This window comes from Commensalibacter sp. A3DC (genome assembly GCF_047307945.1).
GTDB lineage: Bacteria > Pseudomonadota > Alphaproteobacteria > Acetobacterales > Acetobacteraceae > Commensalibacter > Commensalibacter melissae.
In genome coordinates this window covers 1-22,003 of record NZ_JAXOQA010000015.1, presented here as the reverse complement: position 1 = coordinate 22,003, position 22,003 = coordinate 1, and the positions used below count along the sequence as shown (strand labels likewise).

Here is a 22,003-nt window from a genome sequence, read left to right as displayed (position 1 = left end):
ACCATGATTTCACTTGATACATTACGATCCTATATCAATATTCCCGATTATTTCCCCAATCATGAAATAAGGGGAATTGCACTGGACAGCCGGAAAGTGCAAAAAGATTTTCTTTTTGCCGCTTTGCCTGGAAATCAGCTTGATGGACAAGCATTCATTCAACAGGCCATTGAAAATGGAGCCAATACGATTCTCTTGACCAATGGGTCAAACATGGATTTGCCGAGTCAGTGCGTTCCCATTTACTGTAATAATCCCCGTCAAGTGATAGCAAAAATAACTTCCTTATTTTACCCGAAGTTACCCCATCATAAAATAGCGGTTACAGGTACAAATGGTAAAACAAGCACCGTCGATTTTGCCAGACAGTTATGGGAACTGGAAAATCTGAAATCCGCTTCAATTGGCACTTTGGGCGTTCTCAATAATGCTGGCTATCATTATACAGGACCGGTATTAACCACACCTGACACTATTATTTTACATGAAATTATGCAAAATCTTTCCAAAAAACATGTAACACACGTTGCCATGGAAGCATCTTCACATGGATTGGCTCAATACCGGCTTGACAATATTGAATTAGAAGCGGCAGCTTTTACAAATCTAACCCGGGATCATCTGGATTACCATCACAGTTTTGAAGCATATTTTCAGGCAAAACAAAGATTATTTACAGATATATTACCATCAAATGCCATTGCCGCATTGAACAGTGATATGAATGCATCCGTTCTTGAAACATTATTAAATATAATAAAAAAAAGAAAACAACAATTGAGACTGGTTGGCATCAAAGGAAATTTTTTGCGTCTAAATCATGTTAAACCTTTACCCCATGGTCAGGAAATAACATATAAAACAGCTTCAGGAAACCGTGTTACAACAACCCTTTCTTTACTTGGCCGTTACCAGATAGATAATATTCTACTTTCTATGGCACTTATCGCAAAAGATTCTGAACATCTTGAATCCCTTGTTCCTCTACTTCCCAAACTAAAAGGCGTGAAAGGACGCATGGAACAGGCTGCCATCTTACCAAATGGGGCAACTGTTTATGTTGATTATGCCCATACACCTGATGCATTGACCCATCTTTTACAATCTTTGCGTCCACATGTTCATCATGAGTTATATATTATATTTGGGGCAGGTGGGAACCGTGACAAAGGCAAACGCCCTCTGATGGCTCTTGAGGCGGGAAAATATGCAGACCATGTCATTATTACGGATGATAATCCCCGGCATGAAAATCCCGCATTGATCCGTAATGAAATTAAAAAAGGTTTTCCACGGGCCGTTGAAATCGCTGGCAGAGAAGAGGCCATTGCACAAACAGTTAAAAAACTTCAACCTGGCGATATTTTAGTTATTGCTGGTAAGGGGCATGAACAAGGCCAGATTATCGGGAATACTATCCATCCTTTTGATGATGTAAAAATAGTACAGAAATATATGAGATATTTATGACATTCCTTTGGAACGAAACTGATCTTATCCAGGCCACTGGAGGTGCCTTATCCATTCATCAGGCCATACATGGAACGGGTGTCTCCATTGATACCAGAACCTTGCGACCCGGGGATATCTTTATTGCCATTCAAGGTGAAAATAGCGATGGTCACGACTATATTCAACAGGCTCTTGCCAATGGAGCATCTTGTGTCATTGTCACGCATATTCCTTCCCAATTCAACAGTCAATTACCCTTTTTAATTGTCTCGGATACTTTACATGCCCTTACAAAAATGGGGATTTATGCCAGACAGCGTTTTCATGGAAAAGCCATAGCGATCACTGGAAGTGTCGGTAAAACCACAACAAAGGAAATGCTTAAAAACGCTTTGCAGCCTTTTGGAAAAATTCATGCTGCCGAAGGTTCATATAACAACCATCTGGGCGTTCCTCTCACTTTGGCAAGACTTCCCTCTGATGCCGACTATTGTATCAGTGAAATTGGCATGAACCACAGTGGCGAAATAGCCCCCCTTGCTGCCATGGTTAAACCTGACATAGCAATTATTACTACGGTATCATCCTCCCATCTTGGATTGATGAAAACCCTGGATGCAATTGCCGAGGAAAAAAGCCAGATTATCACCGCTCTGTCAAAAAACGGCATCCTTATTCTGCCTGAAACAGTTTATGATTTCACTTTATTTGAAAAACGAGCAATGCAATATCATGTTCATCTTTACAGAACAGGTTTATCAGAAAAGGCTGATTTTCAAATCCAGTCCATAAATCTTGGTGCAGATTATTCAATCTTCAAATTTAAAACAGTTAATGAAATCTTTTCCGTCTCTCTTGCGTCTCCCGGGCAACATCTCATTCATGATGCCTCCCTTGTACTCGGTGCAATATTCTCCTTGAAACTCGATTTGCAACAGGCAATTACCGCCCTGCATCAATTTACAGCTGGGTCAGGACGAGGAGAAATCTTACCTTTGATAGATAAAACAGGAATTCTTCTAGATGAAAGCTATAATGCATCAACCCTTTCAATTCAGGCCGCATTAAAAACCCTGACATTATTGAGTCCCAAACGACGTATCGCAGTTTTAGGGGATATATTCGAACTGGATGAACATAGCGAAAAGGAGCATCTCTCCTTGATTCCCAGTATTATACAGAATTCTGATCTTGTTTTTACTTGCGGCTCCTCAATGAAAATTGTATTTGATCAACTTCCCCGATCTATACAAGGGAAATGGTGTAAAAATGCAGAAGAGCTAATCCCTTTCATTCATCAGCAATTGCAAGATCGAGACACTGTTCTGGTAAAAGGAAGTCATGGAATGCATATGGAAAAAATTGTTAGGGCGTTAACTCAAAAAATGAATCAAAGGAAAAATTAATGCTATATGATCTGATTATGCATCATGGGCTGGCCTATGCCTTTTTACTTAATCTTTTTCGTTATATAACATTTCGTGCTGTTGCCGCCTGTTTCACGGCTTTTTTCCTTAGCATTTGGTTGGGTCCCTATATAATAGCCAAACTTCACCAGATTCAGCGTGAAGGTCAGCCCATTCGTGCCCTTGGCCCGGAACGGCATTTGAAAGAAAAAGCAGGAACTCCTACTATGGGAGGAATTTTAATTTTATCCACTTTATTAATTTCAACGCTTTTATGGGCTGACCTGACCAACGGATTTATCTGGATCGTACTATTTGTCACCTTTGGATTTGGCCTGATAGGTTTTTTTGATGATTATAAAAAACTGGCAAAACATAACAGTGATGGATTAAGTAAACGCACACGTTTGGGCGGGGAATTTTTAATCTCACTGGTTGCAACTTATTTTTTACAACAACTGACCCCTTCAGGAATGGCCAATGATCTAGCGCTTCCTTTTCTTAAAAATGTCCTTATTCCATTAGGCTATTTTTTCCCTCTTTTTGGGATGATTGTCATAAGTGGTTTTGGTAATGCGGTTAATTTCACGGATGGACTTGACGGGCTTGCCATTGTTCCAGTTGTTATCTCCTTTTTTGTTTTTGCGCTGATTGCCTATATTGTCGGAAATAGTGTTTTTGCCGATTATCTACAATTGCATTTTATTCCTAAAACTGGGGAATTGGCCATATTCTGTGCTGCTGTCATAGGGGCAGGACTAGGATTTTTATGGTTTAACGCCCCTCCAGCTTCTATTTTTATGGGGGACACAGGCTCTCTTTCATTGGGTGGCGCCATTGGATCTGTTGCCGTTGCCGTAAAACATGAGCTGGTCTTGTGTATCGTCGGCGGTTTATTTGTAATTGAAACGCTATCCGTCATTATTCAAGTCGCATGGTATAAAAAAACTAAAACAAGAATCTTTCTCATGGCACCTTTACATCACCATTTTGAAAAAAAAGGATGGGCCGAATCAAAAATTGTCATTCGTTTCTGGATTATTTCCATTATTTTAGGCATTATTGGTTTAGCAACATTGAAACTGCGTTAAAATGGATTTCCCAAAAGATTTATTCAAAAATAATCATTACGCCATTTTAGGGTTAGGTAAAAATGGCATTGCCGCTTCCCAACGTCTCTTGCAAATGGGAGCAACAATACAGGTCTGGGATGATCAACCCAAAGCTCGTCAGCAAATCCCTGAAAAGTTAAAGCCCCATCTTGCACCTTTTAAAAACCTGGAAAATTTCAATGCCTTAATTTTATCTCCTGGTATTCCGCATTTTTTACCAAAACCCCACCCTGTTGCAGAACTTGCCCGGATGAATGCAATTCCAATTCTTTCAGATGCAGAGATTTTATATCAAGCTATCAAAAAATCAGGGTCCCGAGCACGTTTCGTGGCTATAACTGGCACAAATGGTAAATCAACGACCACAGTTTTACTAAACCATATTCTAACAGAAGCTAAAATACCATCTGTAGCAGGAGGTAATCTGGGACCGGCATCCCTATCCCTTCCATATTTGGAGAACGATGGTGTTTACATTCTTGAAATGTCCTCCTATATGCTTGAGCGCTTATCCAGTTTCAAAGCAGATATCGCATGCTTGTTAAATATTACGCCAGATCATATTGAACGGCATGGAGACATGAAAGGATACGTTCAAGCCAAATATCATATTTTTGATCATCAAAATCAACAGGATATGGCAGTTATTGGAATTGAGGACGATTACTGTAAATCTATTGCAAAACGGCTTGTCCAAAATGATATTCCCGTTAAAAAAATATCTGGGAAAAAAGATATCAATGCCGATTTTTGGGTTGATCAGCATCTTCTGCAAGACAAGAAAGGCATTATTGCTGATTTAAATCAAGCAAGGCTTCTTCCAGGGCAACACAATGCACAGAATGCTGCGGCTGCAACGGCAATGGCCCTCGCTTTGGGCGTTGCACGGCAACAGATAGCAGAAAGTCTTAATTCTTTTAATGGACTTGCCCATCGACAGCGACCTGTCGCAACCATTGATTCAGTGACTTTTATCAATGATAGTAAAGCCACCAATGCAGATGCGACCTCGAAGGCACTTACCTGCTATAATAAAATCGTATGGATTGCTGGTGGATTGGCCAAGGCTAAAGGAATAGACGATCTTGCACCCTATTTTTCTAAAATAAAATTCGCTTTATTGATTGGTAAAGATGCACCACTGCTAGCAAAAACCCTGGACAGATATCATGTCCATTACCAGATTGTTCACACACTTGATCAAGCAGTCCCTCTCGCTTTTGCATTTGCCAAACAACATCATATTCGTACTGTAATGCTCTCTCCTGCCTGTGCCAGCTTTGACCAGTTTGATAGCTTTGAGGAAAGAGGGAATGTGTTTATTCAACTTGTCAATCAACTAGAAACATCATTCCGTCAAACCCTAAACGATTAGGAAATTTATCATGTCCAATGTTTCCCGTCTCGATAATTCATTACTGGCACGATGGTGGCGAAATATCGATCATTGGATGTTGGGAAGTGTCGGTTTGTTGATCGGGTTTGGCTATATTTTAATGCTGGCCGCCAGCCCAGCCGTTGCACAGAGAATTGGAGCATCACGAGACATGTTTATCTTTAAACAGATCATGTTCCTGAGCATTGCAGCCCTGATTATCATGGTTACCTCAATGCTGTCTGTGGAGGGGATAAAAAGACTTGGAATTATTGGAAGTTTTATCGCCATACTGGCAACCGCCTATACCCTTGTTCATGGTATGGAAATCAAGGGGGCCCGTAGATGGATTGCCTTACCAATGATGTCTGTCCAGCCTTCTGAATTTTTAAAACCCTGCTTTGCGGTTTTAACGGCTTGGTTTTTAACTCGATGGAACAAAAGATTTTATATTCCTAACCTTCTCATAACTTTTATTTTTTATGGTGTTATCCTTTTCCTTTTAAAATCTCAACCCGATATCGGCATGCTTGTCGTAATTACCGCTGTTTTGCTAACCCAGCTTTTCGTAAATGGTCTCAACCTGTTTTGGGTATTTTCTGCTTTTGGGGCCATGATTGCCGCTTTTATCGGTGCCTATACCGTTTTTCCACATGTACGTTCTCGTGTTGAACGCTTTCTTCATCCCAATGTTGGTGATCATTATCAGATTGACACCGCTCTGCGTGCGTTTGGAAATGGTGGAATGATGGGACGTGGACCGGGTGAAGGACGCGTGAAAGATCTCTTGCCCGATGCACATGCTGATTTTGTGTTTGCTGTTGCGGGTGAAGAATACGGAATGATTGTTTGCATGATTATTATTTTAATATTCTGTTTCATTGTTGTACGTTCTTTGTTAAAAATGATCAAGGAAGACAATCCTTTCATCATTTTGGCAACAACAGGCATCATTACCGGTTTTGGATTACAAGCTTTTATCAACATGGCCTCTACCCTTCACCTTATTCCAACAAAAGGCATGACCTTACCTTTCATCTCATACGGTGGTTCATCCGCCATGTCTGTTGCATTGGCCATTGGTATGGTGCTTGCTTTGACAAGACACAGAATAGAGGCCCCCAAATTTTCAAAAAATGGTTTCCAGCCATTCAGTAAGAGAAATTTAGTTCAATGAACAAACCTGCTATAGCCATTGCCGCAGGAGGAACAGGTGGTCATTTCTTCCCAGCCAAATCCCTTGCCCTACAGCTCACCAGACGAGATTATCCTGTGGTTTTTATGACGGATAAAAGGATTGAAGATCGAGAATTGGCTTCATGGCATGACATTCGTCAATTCGTTATTGATAGTGCTGGCATCAACAAAAAAACAATAATGAAAAAAATAGGTAATACCTTTTCCTTGATGAAGGGGATTATCGAGGCAAGAAAGATCCTGGTTCAGAATCACGTTTCTGCAATTGTCGGGTTTGGTGGATATCCTTCCATTCCGCCTCTTTTTGCCACACGATTATTGTCCAAAAAAAATAGACCCATCATCATTCTTCATGAAGGTAACGCAATTATTGGCAAGGCCAATGCCTTTCTTGCACCTTTCGCCACCAAAATAGCGACATCTTTTCCTGTCACGAAAGGGCTTTCCAATTCTGATAAAATAGTAGTGACCGGTCTTCCCGTGCGACCTGATATCACCTCCCTTTATCCATCCGTTTATGAACCTCCTAAAGAAACAATTCATCTATTAATCTGGGGAGGATCTTTAGGAGCAAGAATTTTTGGTGAAATTGTTCCTTACGCTTTGGGAAATCTCTCTCTATCCTTACGAAAAAAACTGCGCATCACGCAACAGGTACGTCAAGAAGATATTGAAACAATGACCCGATATTATCAGAAAAACGAAATAAAAGCAAAGCTATCACCTTTTTTAACGAACATTGGAGATCTTTTGCAAAAAGCCCACCTGGTAATTGGCCGATCAGGAGGATCATCCACGGCAGAACTTGCCCTGACTAACCGTCCGGCTATTTTAGTTCCCTATCCCCATGCCGCCAACAAGGAACAGTATTATAATGCCCAAATTCTTGAGAAAGAAGGAGCGGCATGGTTGATTAATCAACCTGATTTTACTGTTGCAAACCTAACGCAATTAATTAATGATTTGTTCAGCCATCCAGAAAAATTGCAAAAAGCTGCCTTATCCCATAAAACTGCCTATCCCAATGCGGCAAAAAATCTGGCTGATTTAATAGAGCGATCTGTTGCAAATCTATCATCCTAACTTCATTTAACAAGAGCATTTTCATGAGATCCCTTCCTCTTTCAATTGGTATCATTCATTTTGTCGGTATTGGTGGTATTGGCATGTCCGGTATTGCTGAAACTCTACATTATCTAGGCTATCATATTCAGGGTTCTGATATTGCGGAAAACGCTAATGTGGAAAGACTGCGTAAATTAGGCATTCCAATCAAAATTGGTCATAGGGCGGAAAACCTTGGAAAAGCTCAAGTTGTCGTTGTCTCTTCTGCCATTAATAAAGACAATCCAGAGGTTATAGAAGCCAGGGCTCATTTTATACCTGTTGTACAAAGAGCGGAAATGCTTGCGGAACTTATGCGGTTACGCTGGTCAATTGCTGTGGGCGGAACTCATGGAAAAACAACAACTACAAGCCTTATCGCAACATTGCTCGAATATGCCAAACTTGATCCAACAGTTATCAATGGCGGAATAATTGAAGCATACGGTACCAATACAAGAATGGGATCTGGAGACTGGATGGTTGTTGAGGCAGATGAAAGTGATGGCTCCTTTCTTCGCCTCCCCGTTGTTATAGCAGTTGTTACCAACATGGATCCAGAACATATGGATCATTGGGGAACAGTCGAGGCCATGGAAGATGCCTATCAGCAATTTGTTTCCCATATCCCCTTTTACGGTTTTGCTGTCTTATGTATTGATCATCCCAGCGTCCAAAAAATGTTACCCCGACTTTCAGACCGTCGTCTCATTACTTATGGTTTTTCCCCACAAGCTGATGTGCGGGCGGAAAAGGTTATTATGGATAAGTTAGGAACAACATTTAACGTTGTCTTTACAGATCGGCAAAAACAGATCAATCGACATCTGGGTCCATTCCGTATTCCAATGCTCGGGCAGCATAATGTACAAAATGCCCTTGCCGCTATTGCCGTAGCCTTGGAAATGGATATCAGTGAAGACAACATTCGTTCTGCCTTTGCCGGTTTCAAGGGAGTGCAACGTCGTTTTACTCGTGTCGGGGAAGTCAACAAAATTACTATTATTGACGATTACGGACATCATCCCGTCGAAATTGCAGCGGTTTTGAAAGCTGCCAGACAGGCAACCATTCATAATGTCATTGCAGTCATTCAACCACACCGTTATTCAAGATTACAAAATTTATTTCCCGAATTCTGCTCCTGCATGAATGATGCCAGCACTGTCATTGTTGCTGATGTCTATCCAGCAGGAGAAACTCCTATTCCAGGTATCAATAAAGAGGCGCTTGTTGAAGGATTGCGAGCGCATGGACATCAATCTGTCGTTGCATTGCCCCAACAGGATCAATTGGCAGAAATGATTAATGCAATTGCCGAACCTGGAGACTTCGTTATCTGTTTGGGAGCAGGTTCCATTACAAATTGGGCCCATGCTTTGCCCGAACAATTAAAAGCCTTACAAAAAAAATGAAATAAAGGATAAAATTAATGTCTACGGGGCTTTTCACCAAAGAAGCAATTTCCGATTTATTACCCGAACTGAGGGGACGCGTAACCTACAATGCCCCGTTGAAAAACAGAAGCTGGTTTCGTGTAGGAGGTAATGCCGAAATCCTTATCAACCCCGCAGACACGGAAGATCTTGCCTATATTCTCAGAACAATGCCCTTGGAGTGGCCTTATTTTACCATAGGGGCCACCTCTAATCTTCTTATTCGTGACGGTGGGCTTCAAGGAATAAGTTTTCAATTGCGCAAGGGATTTCATAAAATTATTCCCGACCATGAAGGACTTGTTGCAGGTGCAGCTTGTTTGGATATGACAATCGCGGAATATGCCGCCCAGCTTGGTTTAACAGGTATGGAATTCTTGAGTGGTATTCCCGGTAGTATTGGAGGGGCAATCAAAATGAATGCAGGAGCCCATGGTTCCGATATTGCAACAATTATGGACTGGGCAGAAATACTTACTCGAAACGGAGAATTATTCCGTCTTTCCTCATCTGACCTAAAATTAAGCTATCGTCATTCTGTTTTACCACCCGATGGTATTGTCACTCGTGTAAGATTGCGGGGTAAACCCGGCAACAAAGATACCATACACAAAACAATGGACGAGATAAAAGCTCAACGCGAAAATTCACAGCCAATTCATTCAAGAACAGGTGGTTCCACTTTTCGCAACCCCTCACCGAATATTTCCTCTTACAAGGCCTGGGAACTTATCGATATGGTTAAAGGCAGAGGGCTTACCATGGGAGGGGCAAAAGTCAGTGAAAAACATTGTAATTTCTTAATCAATACAGGGGAAGCGACAGCTGGCGATCTTGAAAATTTAGGCGAGGAATTAAGAAAACGGGTTTTCAACGATTTTGGTATTGAACTTGAATGGGAAATAAAACGTATCGGAATACCTTATGCTCAAAGGGAAAATAAGTATGTCAGCTAAACGAGTAACCGTTCTGCGGGGAGGATTATCATCTGAACGAGAAGTCAGTCTGGCCAGTGGTAAGAACATAATCGAGGCATTGAATACGGCAGGCTATGAAGTAACGGATTTAATCGCCAACGATAATTTAAATGAAATTGTCAATTCACTGACCAAAAACCGTCCCGATGTTGTTTTTAATGCTCTGCATGGAAACTTTGGCGAAGATGGAGCCATTCAGGGTGTTTTGGAATGGTTGAATATACCCTATACCCATGGAAATATATGTTCCTCAGCAATCGCGATGAATAAAAAGATTACCCGTATTTTACTTCATGAAGCCGGTCTTCCGATAGCTAAAGGTAAATCTGTTCCTATCACGCTGTTGGATTCAGGGGATCCCTTTCCTGTTCCATATGTGGTAAAACCCATTCAAGAAGGATCATCTGTAGGTGTTCATATCATCCAATCAAACGATGCCAGTATCCGACAGAAACAACGTGAAAAAATCATAAAGGAATGGATCTTTGGTCAAGAGGCCCTGATTGAACAATTTATTCCAGGAAAAGAACTAACAGTCTGCGTGCTTGATGACAAAGCCCTTACCGTAACCGATATATCATCTGGAACACATATTTTTTACGATTATAACGCAAAATATCAAGCTGGACAATCAACCCATACTGTCCCCGCGGTTATACATCCGCAAGCTTTTCAGACAGCGTTAGACTATGCGCAAAAAGCTCATAAGATTCTAGGATGTGATTCTGTTTCCCGTACTGATTTTCGTTACGATAATCACAATGAAACACAAGACCAACCTGGTGATTTGTATATTCTGGAAGTAAATACACAACCCGGCATGACCAAAACTTCTCTGCTGCCAGAACAAGCCGCTTTTTGTGGGATAACCTATCCTGAACTATGTTCACATCTTGTGGAAAAAGCAAAATGTCGTACTTGAAAAGGCGACCGAATCATCAGGATGATCGTCCCTCAAAACAAAAAATAGCCTATCGCCGTTTGAAACGGATGCTTCGACCCTTTTTCTTTCTTCTTATCATCCTTGGGCTTTTTATCGGGGGTGGATGGGCCATTTATAAGTTCGCATCGGAACAGGAATTTTCACTTTTCAGAACAAAAACAGCCAAACTTGTTCCGATGAAACTGGCTCATATCATTATTGATGGCTGTAAACTGACCACTGAATATGAAATAAAACAGGCCCTTGGTATCAACATTGGTGATCCGATCCTTAATTTTTCCATCAAAGATGCGCAAAAACGCCTAAATGGCCTAACTTTTGTCAATTATGCCGTTATCAAACGTCAATTACCGGATACTTTAATTGTCCACATTATTGAACGCAGTCCCTTTGCCGTTTGGCAAAACCAAGGAAAATTCAAACTTATTGATAAAAAAGGAAACATTGTCAACGATCAGGGAATGAATGGAAAAGATGGACAGGCTTTTTTAAAACTTCCCTTGGTTGTCGGTATTGGTGCAAATACAGCAGCTTCCGATTTGATCGACATTTTATCCGTTTATCCAGATATCAAAAATCGTATGGTGGCAGCCGTAAGAATCGGGAATAGACGCTGGAACCTAAATTTGAAGAATGGTACAATCATTTTACTTCCCGAAAATCAGGAAATTGCTGCCATTCAACGACTGATTCAATATGAAAAACAGTTCCAGTTACTGGATCGTCCCCTGAAACATATTGATTTGCGTCTTCCCGACCGCTTAATCATACAAAAAGATAAAGAACCGACACCACCCAATCCTGAAAATGATAATCCGGAACCCTCTAATGACAATGACGAAAAAACACCTTGATCAAATCTTTTCTGGTATAATGTAATTCTTGAGGAAATGGTTAAGTGCATGAAACAACTGAATTATAAAACAAGTCAAGGAAATTCCCCCAATCATGCAAAGCAGACCATCGCTATTGCCCGATCCAGACAATTAGTAAAGAGTAATATATTTCCCCCTGACGACTTACCCGCGCAAAAACAATTTTTACCCGGTGTTTTCGGTGTATTGGATATTGGCAGTACAAAAATCACCTGTCTAATTGGACAGGGTAAATCCAACGGAAAACTAAAAGTTCTGGGATATGGATGGAGACGCTCTCATGGCGTAAAACAAGGTGGTATCATTAATCTTAAAAGTGCTGAACGTGCAATCCGTTCAGCCGTTGGACAGGCAGAAGAGGCAGCCGAGCGTCGGTTAAATAAAATTTATGTAAATCTTTCTGGCGGTAAACCTGACAGCCAGCTTTACAATATCGAATGGCCAATTGGCGGAAGAGAAATCACCAATCATGACATATACCGGTTGGTTAACGAAGGAATTTTGAGAGCCCAAGTTGAAGGTCGTGAAATTATTCATGCCTTGCCTCTAAGTTTTAATGTTGATGAGACCGCTGGAGTTGAAGATCCCAGAGGACATCAATGTGAAATACTGAGTACAACATTACATATTATCAGCACTTCCGCCACATCCCTTAAAAATCTGGCAACTGTCTTAATGCGTTCTGAATTGGAAATTGAAAGCATCATATCCACCCCTCTAGCTGCTGGACTGGCAGTAATGGCACCAGACGAAAGGGATTTAGGCGCCACTATTGTGGACATGGGTGGCGGAACAACCTCTATTGGCATTTTCGGCGACAATCAACTTCTCTACACTTCACAAATTCCGATTGGTGGATCCCATATTACCAGGGATATAGCAGGTATTCTTTCAACCTCAATTGATACAGCGGAATGGCTTAAAACTAAATATGGCAGTGCTGAATATTCCTATAACGACGAATATCAGCAATTGCCCATTCAAATGATCGGTGACGATGATTACGAAATCATGACAAAAGTTCCGCTATCAAGAGTTATTTCTATTATCAGGCCACGGATAGAAGAAACACTTGAATTGATTCGAGACCGCCTGGATAATTCAAATATTGGCAAAGCAGCAAATGGCAGGGTTGTATTAACGGGAGGAGGTTCTTTACTTGAAGGACTCGGTCCCTTAGCAGCCCGTATCCTGAACCGTCAAATCCGCTTGGGAAAACCCAACAATATTATAGGATTACCCAATGATAGTACAACCTCGGCTGCCTTTTCTACTGCTGCCGGTTTACTCTGCTGGGCGGCTGGCGAGGGAAGAACCCTTGCGGATCTCGATTTCTCGAATAAAAAAAACAATGGTTTCCTTAAAAAAATAATTGAGTTTATAAGGATACACATATAAATATTTTCTTTGTATAATAGTAACTTTCCATTGTAACCTTACACATAGTTTACGAAATATCGGTTCGAGGACATTCATGACACTCAATTTAACGATTCCACAGCCCGCTTATGAAGATTTCACCCCTCGTATTACTGTTATTGGTGTTGGTGGAGGGGGAACCAACGCTGTGGATAACATGATTTTATTGCATTTGAAAGGCGTAGAATTTGTTGTTGCCAATACCGATGCGCAACAATTGATGAACAGTCATGCTGATAATCGTATTCAATTAGGTCCCCATCTAACCCAAGGGCTGGGAGCTGGTGCAAAACCGGATATTGGTCGCGCAGCTGCAGAGGAAGCCGCTGATGAAATAGCCCGGCATCTTGACAATATTCACATGGTTTTTATCACCGCCGGGATGGGTGGTGGAACAGGAACCGGTGCCGCACCAGTCATTGCAAGAATGGCACGTGAACGTGGAATTCTGACCGTCGGAGTTGTCACTAAACCCTTTACCTTTGAAGGAATTCGCAGGGCTCGATTGGCGGAAGCTGGCATTGCCGAACTTCAACAATTTGTTGATACTCTGATCGTAATCCCAAACCAAAACCTCTTCCGTACAGCAACTGAAAATACAACATGGAAAGATGCTTTCAAAATGGCGGATGAAGTGTTGTATATGGGGGTTAAAGGGGTGACAGATCTTATGATGTCGCCTGGACTTGTCAATCTTGATTTTGCCGATATCAGAACAGTCATGGCTGAAATGGGTAAGGCTATGATGGGAACAGGAGAGGTGGAAGGTGAAAATCGGGCTATCCGTGCAGCAGAGGAAGCCATTTCCAATCCATTGCTTGAAGATACGTCTATGGCTGGGGCAAAAGGATTGTTGATTAACATTACGGGCGGTGACGATCTGACCCTGTTTGAAGTCGATCAGGCAGCCAACCGTATTCGTGAAGAAGTTGCCGAAGATGCCAATATTATTTTTGGGTCCGCCATTGATGAGAACCTGACAGGAAAAATTCGTGTATCAGTGGTAGCAACCGGCATAGACAGCCCGGTGCAATATGAAAAGCAATCTCAAACTGTACAACAAGAGCAGCAGATATCTTCAAACGATACCGCACAATCAAAAGATTCAGATAACGCACAAACAGATACACCTTCTGAAAATAATCAGACACAGTTTGATACAGAAAAAAAATCGGATGAATCTTCTTTAAATGTATCATCTGAGACCAGAGCATCATTTGATCAATCGAAAGAAAAGAATCAAACAAATTTTTCTGATGATCCAATCCCTCCCTCCCCTGATTCTGTCCCAGAACGTGTGTCAAAAACATCACCACGTTCAGGTTTATTTTCAGATTCACGTCATCAGGAACCCGAAACTAACACTGCTCCCTCACGCAGTCTTTTTGGTATTGTTACCGGTGCCTTACGAGGAAGAAGCAATAATGGTTCACCTTCCTATCATCAAAAAAAGAATGAACCCTCTGTCTCCAATAGTGAGAATTCCAACAAAAATGACCAGGTAAGTAAATCTTCAGCTGAAGAGGCAAGCCTGGATATACCAGCTTTTCTTCGTAGAAAATCAAGATAATATTATTTATTATAGGCTTCAAAAGTTTTGAAGCCTCTAATAAAATATTAAATGCGTAACACTATGCAATAATCTTTGACTAGTATTCCCTTACTAAAAATTATAATGAAATTCATGTGAGTTATTAAATCTTGGTAATTATTTAGAGGAGAAAGCTATGAATTGTCCGCAAGTTCTACCCGCTTCAAAAAAGGTAAACATCGCATATAATTCATTGCTATCTTCCAAATTTACAAATGATATAAACTTATCCTTGCAATATACCCTTGCCTCTCCTGTTAATTTCTCAGGAATGGGATTGCACACAGGCAAGTTAGTTCATGTAAAATTGATTCCAGCCCCAGTAGGAACAGGAATTGTATTTTTTAGAACAGACCTTGATGACACACCAATTCCAGCCCATTATAATAACGTTATTGATACAAGTCTTAGCACGGTTATTGCTTCTCCGAATAACCCAAATATCAGAATAGGAACGGTTGAACATATTATGTCTGCGCTGGCAGGCTATCAAATTAACAATCTTTTTATCGAATGCAATGGGCCTGAAATACCTGTTTTGGATGGATCTGCCGCAAAATTCACCACGCTTCTACATAAGGCTGGCCGACAATCTCTTTATGCAGACAAACCCGCCATACAAATTATGAAACCTGTTCGGGTAGAGTATAACGACGCTTTTGCTGAATTTCATCCATCATCCGAAAATCAACTATCATTGTCATTAACGATTGATTTTCCAAATTCTCTGATTGGAAAACAAACCTTTGACATGGATCTAACCCCCCAGAATTTTCAAAGAGAAATAGCCTTCTGTAGAACATTCACCTTTAAAAAAGAAATAGATACACTTCATAAAATGGGTTTGGCAAAAGGGGGTAGCCTACAAAATGCCATTGTTGTTGATGACGGAAAAATTCTAAATCCGGAAGGATTATACTGTCCAAATGAATTTGTCAAACATAAAATGCTTGATGCCATAGGCGATTTATCTTTGGCAGGCCACCGACTGTATGGAAAATTTATTGGATATAAATCAGGACATAAACTAAACAATATGTTACTTCACGCCTTGATGAAACAAACAGATGCATGGCGCTTTCAATTTTCCCATCAATTATCAGGCAGGATTTACCATGATTCCCAGGTCATTTCTCTAGACAGATATCCTCTCAGACAAGAAACATAAAAACCTCACCTGCAAAACAAAATTTAATTTTACTAAATTAAAATCTTCCTCTTCCTTTCTTCCATGTTATAAAAGAAACATTATTTTTATTTTGTGCCATTTTATAGAATAGAAAGTCGTTAAAACTGTGGATACAGTGAATCAAAAACGTTATTTTTATCCAATACGACATTTTTTCCCATTATTACTTGCGACGAGTCTCGTTGCATGTGGTGGCGGTCATAAAGATCAAAAAAAGTTGAATGATAATTCAGCAGCAACATATCAGGAAAATACTCCTGAACAACTGTACAACAACGGTATAGATGGCATCAAGATTAGGAAATACAAATTAGCCACTAAACAATTCGAGTTATTACAGGAGAATTTCCCTTATTCAGGCTATACCCCTAATGCCCAACTAATGGAAGGATATGCTTATTATCTGCAAAATAAGTATCCAGAAGCGGTAAAACAATTGGAAACCTATTTACAGCTTCATCCAAATAGCCCTGATGCACCCTATGCCTTTTATCTTCGCGCCTTATGTTATTACGAACGCATTTCAGATGTCACAAGAGATCAGCAAGGCACAATGGAAGCGCTTAGTGCCTTGAATGATGTAGTAAGCCGTTTCCCCGGGACCTCCTATGCCCGTGATGCACAGCTCAAGATTGACTTATGCCGTGACCATCTCGCCGGTAAAGAAATGCTCATCGGACGCTTTTATGAACAGCAAAAAAACTATGAGGCCGCTGTTACCCGTTATCAACGGGTTATTTTAGACTATCAAACGACCAATCATGTAGCAGAAGCATTACATCGTCTCGTTGAAGTCTCCTTAAAATTGGGACTTATAGATCAAGCCCGTAAGACAGCGTCTGTATTGGGATATAACTATCCCAACAGTCACTGGTATCGCTATACATATAATGATTTAAGAAAATATCACCTTGTTTCAGAACAAACAGCCAAACCAACCAGTAAAAAACCTGGTTTCTTCAAACGAATGTGGTATTCACTCACTTCTATTTTTTAATAAAACATCCCTGTTTTATATACTGAAGCCCCAATGTTAATACAACTCTCTATACGTAATGTTGTTTTAATTGAAAAGCTGGATTTAACCTTCGATCAGGGACTTACGGTTTTTACTGGAGAAACAGGGGCAGGCAAATCTATTTTACTAGATAGCCTTGCCTTAACATTAGGAGAAAGAGCAAGCTCTTCCTTGATCAGGGCTGGATCAAATCAGGCTTCGGTCACAGCTTGTTTTGAAATCGAGAAAACACATCCTGTCTATCAGCAATTACAATTACAAGGTTATGAAATTCCAGAAATAACCGATCAGCCATTGGTCATTCGTCGTACTATTTCACAGGATGGACGTTCACGCGCCTATGTTAATGATCAGCTTATCAGTCTTAATTTTTTACGAGAAATTGGTCAACTACTTATCGAAATACAGGGACAGCACGCACAAATTGGTCTAATGGATATGCGAAATCATCTTTCTCTTCTCGATAATTTTGGCACTCCACTAAACTTATTGAATGAAACTCGCAAAACCTATTATCAATGGACTGAAACAACAGCAAAACTTGCCGCTCTTAAAAAAAATCTTGAAAAAACATTACATGAAGAAAAATGGTTACGAGAATCAGTTGAGGAATTAAAAAATCTTTCTCCACAAGCTGAAGAGGAACAAGAGCTTGTTCATAAAAGACGATCATTACAACAAAATGAAAGACATCTGGAATTACTGGTTTCTGCTCTTAATCAGCTTGCTCCCCAGGACCGTAAAAATAACCAGCCTTCCCAAGTCTTGCTAAATGCAAGCAAAACTCTTCAACGTCTCTTATCCAATTCTGAAAACACTTCATTTTCCGAATCTAATAAATCCATTCAAGCAGCATTGGAGGCGATCACTCAAGCAGAAGAATCTTTAGCGGAAGCGGAAACAACACTTTCACAGCTTGTAAACACGATTGAAATTGATCCTCAACAAATTGATGAAATAGAGGAACGATTATTCTCCCTACGCGGCGCAAGCCGGAAATATGGCGTGACTATTGATGAATTGTCCCATCTGCTTCAAGAATTTGAAATAAAACTCAATCAACTAGATATTGGAACAACACAAATCAAGACCCTCGAAATAGAAGTTAATCAACACCGCCAAAAATTTGAGGAAGCCGCCGAAGCACTATCACAACATAGACAGAAAATTGCCAAAAAGTTGGAACAAGCTGTTACTGCCGAATTAAAACCCTTAAAACTGGAACGCGCAAAATTCCTCGTATCTTTGAAGCCACTTAACAGAGACGCATGGAATCAAAACGGTAAGGAACAAATTGAGTTTTTGATTGCAGCCAATCCCGGTGTCCCTCCTGCCCCTTTGAACAAGTCCGCTTCCGGCGGGGAACTATCCAGACTTTTATTGGCTTTAAAAGTTGTTTTAAGCCAAAAGTCTACCTTATCAGCGCTGATTTTTGATGAAATTGATTCCGGTGTTGGCGGGGCGACCGCTTCGGCAATCGGTGAAAAATTACATCATGTCGCTCAAACTATGCAGGTATTTGCAGTCACACACAGCCCTCAAGTTGCTGCCAGTGGAGATACGCAATTTCAAATTAGCAAATTAATTAAAAATGGCGTAACCTATACCACAACAAAATGCCTGAATTCAAACGAGCGTAAAGAGGAAATCGCCCGTATGCTTGCTGGGAACCAGATTACTGACGCTGCCCGTTCCGCCGCAGATAGCTTACTAAATAAATAATAAAAAAAAATTAAGTACTCAAAATTATGCAAAAATTTCAAACTGATTTTCACCAGATTTCCATATCTGAACTATCTTCCGAACAGGCTCAAAAAGAATTGTCACAACTTGCCAATTTATTAAAATCATTGGATCACGCATATTACAATCAAGACGAACCTTTGGTGGAAGATGCTACCTACGATAAATTGCGCCAAAGATATAACAAGATCGAACTCCTTTTCCCACAATTCAGACAAAAAGACAGTATTAGCCAAAAGGTTGGAATCAAACCGACGGGAGGATTACAGAAATGTAAACATCTAATACCCATGCTTTCCCTTGATAATGTATTTGATATTAGAGAATTTGAAGATTTCATAAAACGAATCCAGCGTTATCTTGATCTCAAACCAGATGAACTTGATAATCTTCATTTTGTTGCAGAACCAAAAATTGATGGATTATCCATTAACCTTACCTATAAACATGGTAAACTAATCCAAGCCAGCACACGTGGTGATGGAACAACGGGAGAGGATGTTACCGAAAATGTCAAAACATTGCGGAACCTACCCTTGACACTTCCAGAAAATTATCCAGACACAATTGAAATTCGGGGGGAGGTTTACATCTCCAAGCAAGATTTTTTCAATTTAAATGAAGAACAGGAAAAAAATAACAAACGTCTTTTTGCCAATCCAAGAAATGCCGCAGCCGGCTCTCTCAGACAACTTGACCCTGAAATTACACGCTCAAGACCCCTTTCCCTATTTGTGTATGCACAGGGTTATACAGATAAATCAATCGCGGATACACATGAACATTTGTTAGAACGCTTACAGCAATGGGGCTTCACCGTTAATCCCTTATTCAAGGTTGTTAAAAATGCCCGGGAAGCGGAAGAATTTCAACAGTCCATTATCCATCAGCGTTCCGGATTGCCCTACGATATTGATGGAGTGGTTTATAAAATCAATTCTGTCACCTTACAAAACCGATTGGGATTTATCGGACGATCCCCACGCTGGGCAACTGCATGGAAATTCCCGGCGGAACAGGCAATAACCCGCATAAAAAAAATCGAGATTCAGGTTGGACGTACGGGCGCTTTAACGCCTGTGGCCCTCCTTGAACCCGTAAATGTTGGTGGCGTTATCGTAACAAGAGCCACCCTTCATAATGAAGATGAAATAATCCGTAAGGATATCAGGGAACATGACCAGGTCATTATACAACGTGCCGGTGATGTAATTCCCCAAATTTTGCGAGTTGATATATCCTGCAATTCTCAAAATCGTGCAGCGCCTTTTATATTCCCCACACATTGCCCTGTTTGTGGAGCTATTGCCGAAAAACCAAAAAACGAAGCTGTAAGTCGTTGCACAGGTGGATTGTCCTGTAAAGCCCAGATTGAGGAACGATTAATTCATTTTTGCTCTAAGGATGCTTTCAATATCGAAGGTATGGGGGAAAAAACCGTTCTCGATTTTTTCCGTATGGATTTAATCGAACAACCTGCGGACATCTTTCGTTTATATCAACATCAACAAACTATACTAAAACTTGAAGGCTGGGGAGAGCTTTCTTTAAAAAACCTTTTAACCGCCATTGACCAGCATAGAAGGATTTCACTGGACCATTTCATTTATTCCCTTGGAATTCGAAGGATAGGGCTTGCAACAGCCAAAATTCTGGCCAGATACTATACATCATATACCAACTGGAAGGAACAAATGCTGGCCGCCCGGCAAACTGGCTCTGAAGAAAGATTGGTATTGGGTTCCATTGAGGGAATTGGTCCTGCAATCGCGGATGAAATTGTTGCGTTCTTTACCGAAACGCATAATTTGACAACCCTGCAGGATCTTGAAAAGGAACTGACCATTCAGGATGTGCAGTATCAGCAAATGGGAAAACTTGCTGGTAAAACAATTGTTTTTACAGGAACCCTATCTTCCATGACACGTTCCGAAGCTAAAAATATTGCTGAACGGCTTGGGGCAAAAGTAACAAGTTCCGTTTCACAAAAAACCGATTTCGTGATCGAGGGCACAGATGGTGGCAGTAAAGCACGAAAAGCAAAAGAACTTGGTTTGCAATGTCTCGATGAACAAGAATGGAATGAATTGATTGGATCTGAAAAAACATAATAATCAAACAAGATTTATTTCAAATATCTTGGTAAAATATTCTCTTCAATATGATTTAAAATAAACCTGCCGGAAGCTTCAAAACTTTCCTCACTGTAATGCTGTTGCATATATTGACGTGCATTAGCAGCATAATACTGTGTTTTGCTTGGATTATGATAATATTCCAGAATTTGTCTAGCTAAAAGTTCTGGAGAATTTTTATCAATTAATGTTCCTATTGGATTATTCCTGAAAGCACTCCGCATCTCCCCAACATTTGTTGAAATAACCGGAATACCGACTGCCAAAGCTTCATGAACGGCAATACATAAGCCTTCATAAACAGAAGTTTGCAAATATAAATGAAGTTTTGATAAAAAATTCATGACATCATCTGAAAAACCGATCAATTCGACATTATCCACTTTTAATAAATGAATAAGGTTTTTCAAATGCCGTTCCTCCTTTCCCGATCCAGCAATGGATAATTTTATCCGTTTTCCAACCTCGGGATAATGATGGTTGATGTAAGCCATCGCCCTGATCATTAAGGGAAAATTTTTTACGGTATGTAAACGCCCAACTGAACCAATATGAAATATTCCTTTGCCATTCCATACTGAACCCATAGGTAGATTGTGTGGAATTTTAAATAAAGACCAGATTTTTATACGATCTTCAGGAACTTTCATTTTCGATTTCAAAAAATTGGCAACTCCTGTTGAGTCAGCAATCCAAAGCCGACTTAATCGCTGCATCAGAATTGTTTTGATTAATCTCAAAGAATAGCTGTTTGCACTATGTTTCCAACTGACAACCGGAATCCGGTTCCATAACCCCACCAATTGGCCGTCCACCGTCGCACGTGTCAATGACGTCCATATAACATCGGGAGGGGAACGTTTTACAATTTGGTTGAAATGAAAAGTGGATTTATATCTATTTTCATTATTTCCTGATAATAAACGGTAAGAAATATTACTTTTTTTAAATAAATCAACAGTTTCCATATTTCTCGGTATACAGCCGAACAATTCAACGGAATGCCCCAGTCTCTTGAATAAATTTATCAG

The 22,003-nt window shown here is 40.4% G+C and carries 17 protein-coding genes; 16 read left to right on the top strand and 1 reads right to left on the bottom strand.

Going from position 1 to position 22,003, the window contains the following annotated elements; genetic code table 11:
* The first annotated feature begins 3 nt into the window (after window positions 1-3).
* From U0839_RS03095 to ligA, 16 genes are all read left to right on the top strand, one after another.
* Window positions 4-1,470, top strand: coding sequence for a UDP-N-acetylmuramoyl-L-alanyl-D-glutamate--2,6-diaminopimelate ligase (locus U0839_RS03095; protein ID WP_155565828.1), 1,467 nt, complete (start codon window positions 4-6; stop codon window positions 1,468-1,470).
* Complete coding sequence (locus U0839_RS03090; RefSeq protein ID WP_155565829.1) at window positions 1,467-2,858, top strand: UDP-N-acetylmuramoyl-tripeptide--D-alanyl-D-alanine ligase; 1,392 nt, start codon at window positions 1,467-1,469, stop codon at window positions 2,856-2,858. The genes U0839_RS03095 and U0839_RS03090 overlap by 4 nt, the downstream gene beginning before the upstream one ends.
* Complete coding sequence (gene mraY / locus U0839_RS03085) at window positions 2,858-3,949, top strand: phospho-N-acetylmuramoyl-pentapeptide-transferase (RefSeq protein ID WP_413550057.1); 1,092 nt, start codon at window positions 2,858-2,860, stop codon at window positions 3,947-3,949. Before U0839_RS03090 ends, mraY begins: the two co-directional genes overlap by 1 nt.
* A 1-nt stretch (window position 3,950) precedes the next feature.
* Window positions 3,951-5,345, top strand: coding sequence for a UDP-N-acetylmuramoyl-L-alanine--D-glutamate ligase (murD, locus tag U0839_RS03080; RefSeq protein WP_155565830.1), 1,395 nt, complete (start codon window positions 3,951-3,953; stop codon window positions 5,343-5,345).
* 10 nt (window positions 5,346-5,355) lie between these two features.
* Window positions 5,356-6,522, top strand: a complete 1,167-nt coding sequence (locus tag U0839_RS03075) for an FtsW/RodA/SpoVE family cell cycle protein (protein WP_155565831.1) — start codon at window positions 5,356-5,358, stop codon at window positions 6,520-6,522.
* On the top strand, window positions 6,519-7,625 hold the full coding sequence (gene murG / locus U0839_RS03070; RefSeq protein WP_155565832.1) for an undecaprenyldiphospho-muramoylpentapeptide beta-N-acetylglucosaminyltransferase: 1,107 nt from the start codon (window positions 6,519-6,521) through the stop codon (window positions 7,623-7,625). Before U0839_RS03075 ends, murG begins: the two co-directional genes overlap by 4 nt.
* Window positions 7,626-7,648: 23 nt before the next feature.
* The gene (gene murC, locus U0839_RS03065; RefSeq protein WP_413550056.1) at window positions 7,649-9,061 is read left to right on the top strand and encodes a UDP-N-acetylmuramate--L-alanine ligase; all 1,413 of its coding nucleotides are present in this window, start codon (window positions 7,649-7,651) and stop codon (window positions 9,059-9,061) included.
* Window positions 9,062-9,078: 17 nt separating this feature from the next.
* Entirely contained in the window at window positions 9,079-10,038 is a 960-nt protein-coding gene (murB, locus tag U0839_RS03060; RefSeq protein ID WP_413550055.1) for a UDP-N-acetylmuramate dehydrogenase, read from the top strand.
* Window positions 10,028-10,981, top strand: a complete 954-nt coding sequence (locus tag U0839_RS03055; RefSeq protein WP_155565835.1) for a D-alanine--D-alanine ligase — start codon at window positions 10,028-10,030, stop codon at window positions 10,979-10,981. The genes murB and U0839_RS03055 overlap by 11 nt, the downstream gene beginning before the upstream one ends.
* Window positions 10,969-11,856: a cell division protein FtsQ/DivIB gene (locus U0839_RS03050; protein ID WP_196424867.1), complete on the top strand. Its 888-nt coding sequence runs from the start codon at window positions 10,969-10,971 to the stop codon at window positions 11,854-11,856. The genes U0839_RS03055 and U0839_RS03050 overlap by 13 nt, the downstream gene beginning before the upstream one ends.
* A gap of 48 nt (window positions 11,857-11,904) precedes the next feature.
* Complete coding sequence (gene ftsA / locus U0839_RS03045) at window positions 11,905-13,275, top strand: cell division protein FtsA (protein ID WP_196424164.1); 1,371 nt, start codon at window positions 11,905-11,907, stop codon at window positions 13,273-13,275.
* 76 nt (window positions 13,276-13,351) lie between these two features.
* The gene (gene ftsZ, locus U0839_RS03040) at window positions 13,352-14,866 is read left to right on the top strand and encodes a cell division protein FtsZ (RefSeq protein WP_155565837.1); all 1,515 of its coding nucleotides are present in this window, start codon (window positions 13,352-13,354) and stop codon (window positions 14,864-14,866) included.
* 157 nt (window positions 14,867-15,023) lie between these two features.
* Window positions 15,024-16,055, top strand: coding sequence for a UDP-3-O-acyl-N-acetylglucosamine deacetylase (lpxC, locus tag U0839_RS03035; protein ID WP_155565838.1), 1,032 nt, complete (start codon window positions 15,024-15,026; stop codon window positions 16,053-16,055).
* A 136-nt stretch (window positions 16,056-16,191) separates the two neighbouring features.
* Window positions 16,192-17,073 (top strand): outer membrane protein assembly factor BamD, encoded by an 882-nt coding sequence (locus tag U0839_RS03030; RefSeq protein ID WP_370533607.1) that lies wholly within the window; start codon window positions 16,192-16,194, stop codon window positions 17,071-17,073.
* A gap of 33 nt (window positions 17,074-17,106) precedes the next feature.
* Complete coding sequence (gene recN, locus U0839_RS03025; protein WP_155565839.1) at window positions 17,107-18,816, top strand: DNA repair protein RecN; 1,710 nt, start codon at window positions 17,107-17,109, stop codon at window positions 18,814-18,816.
* 26 nt (window positions 18,817-18,842) lie between these two features.
* Window positions 18,843-20,948, top strand: a complete 2,106-nt coding sequence (gene ligA / locus U0839_RS03020; RefSeq protein WP_413550052.1) for an NAD-dependent DNA ligase LigA — start codon at window positions 18,843-18,845, stop codon at window positions 20,946-20,948.
* Window positions 20,949-20,962: 14 nt separating this feature from the next.
* Here the strand turns inward: ligA and U0839_RS03015 are convergent.
* On the bottom strand, window positions 20,963-22,003 hold a 1,041-nt coding region (locus U0839_RS03015; protein ID WP_413550051.1), incomplete at its 5' end, for a glycosyltransferase family 4 protein.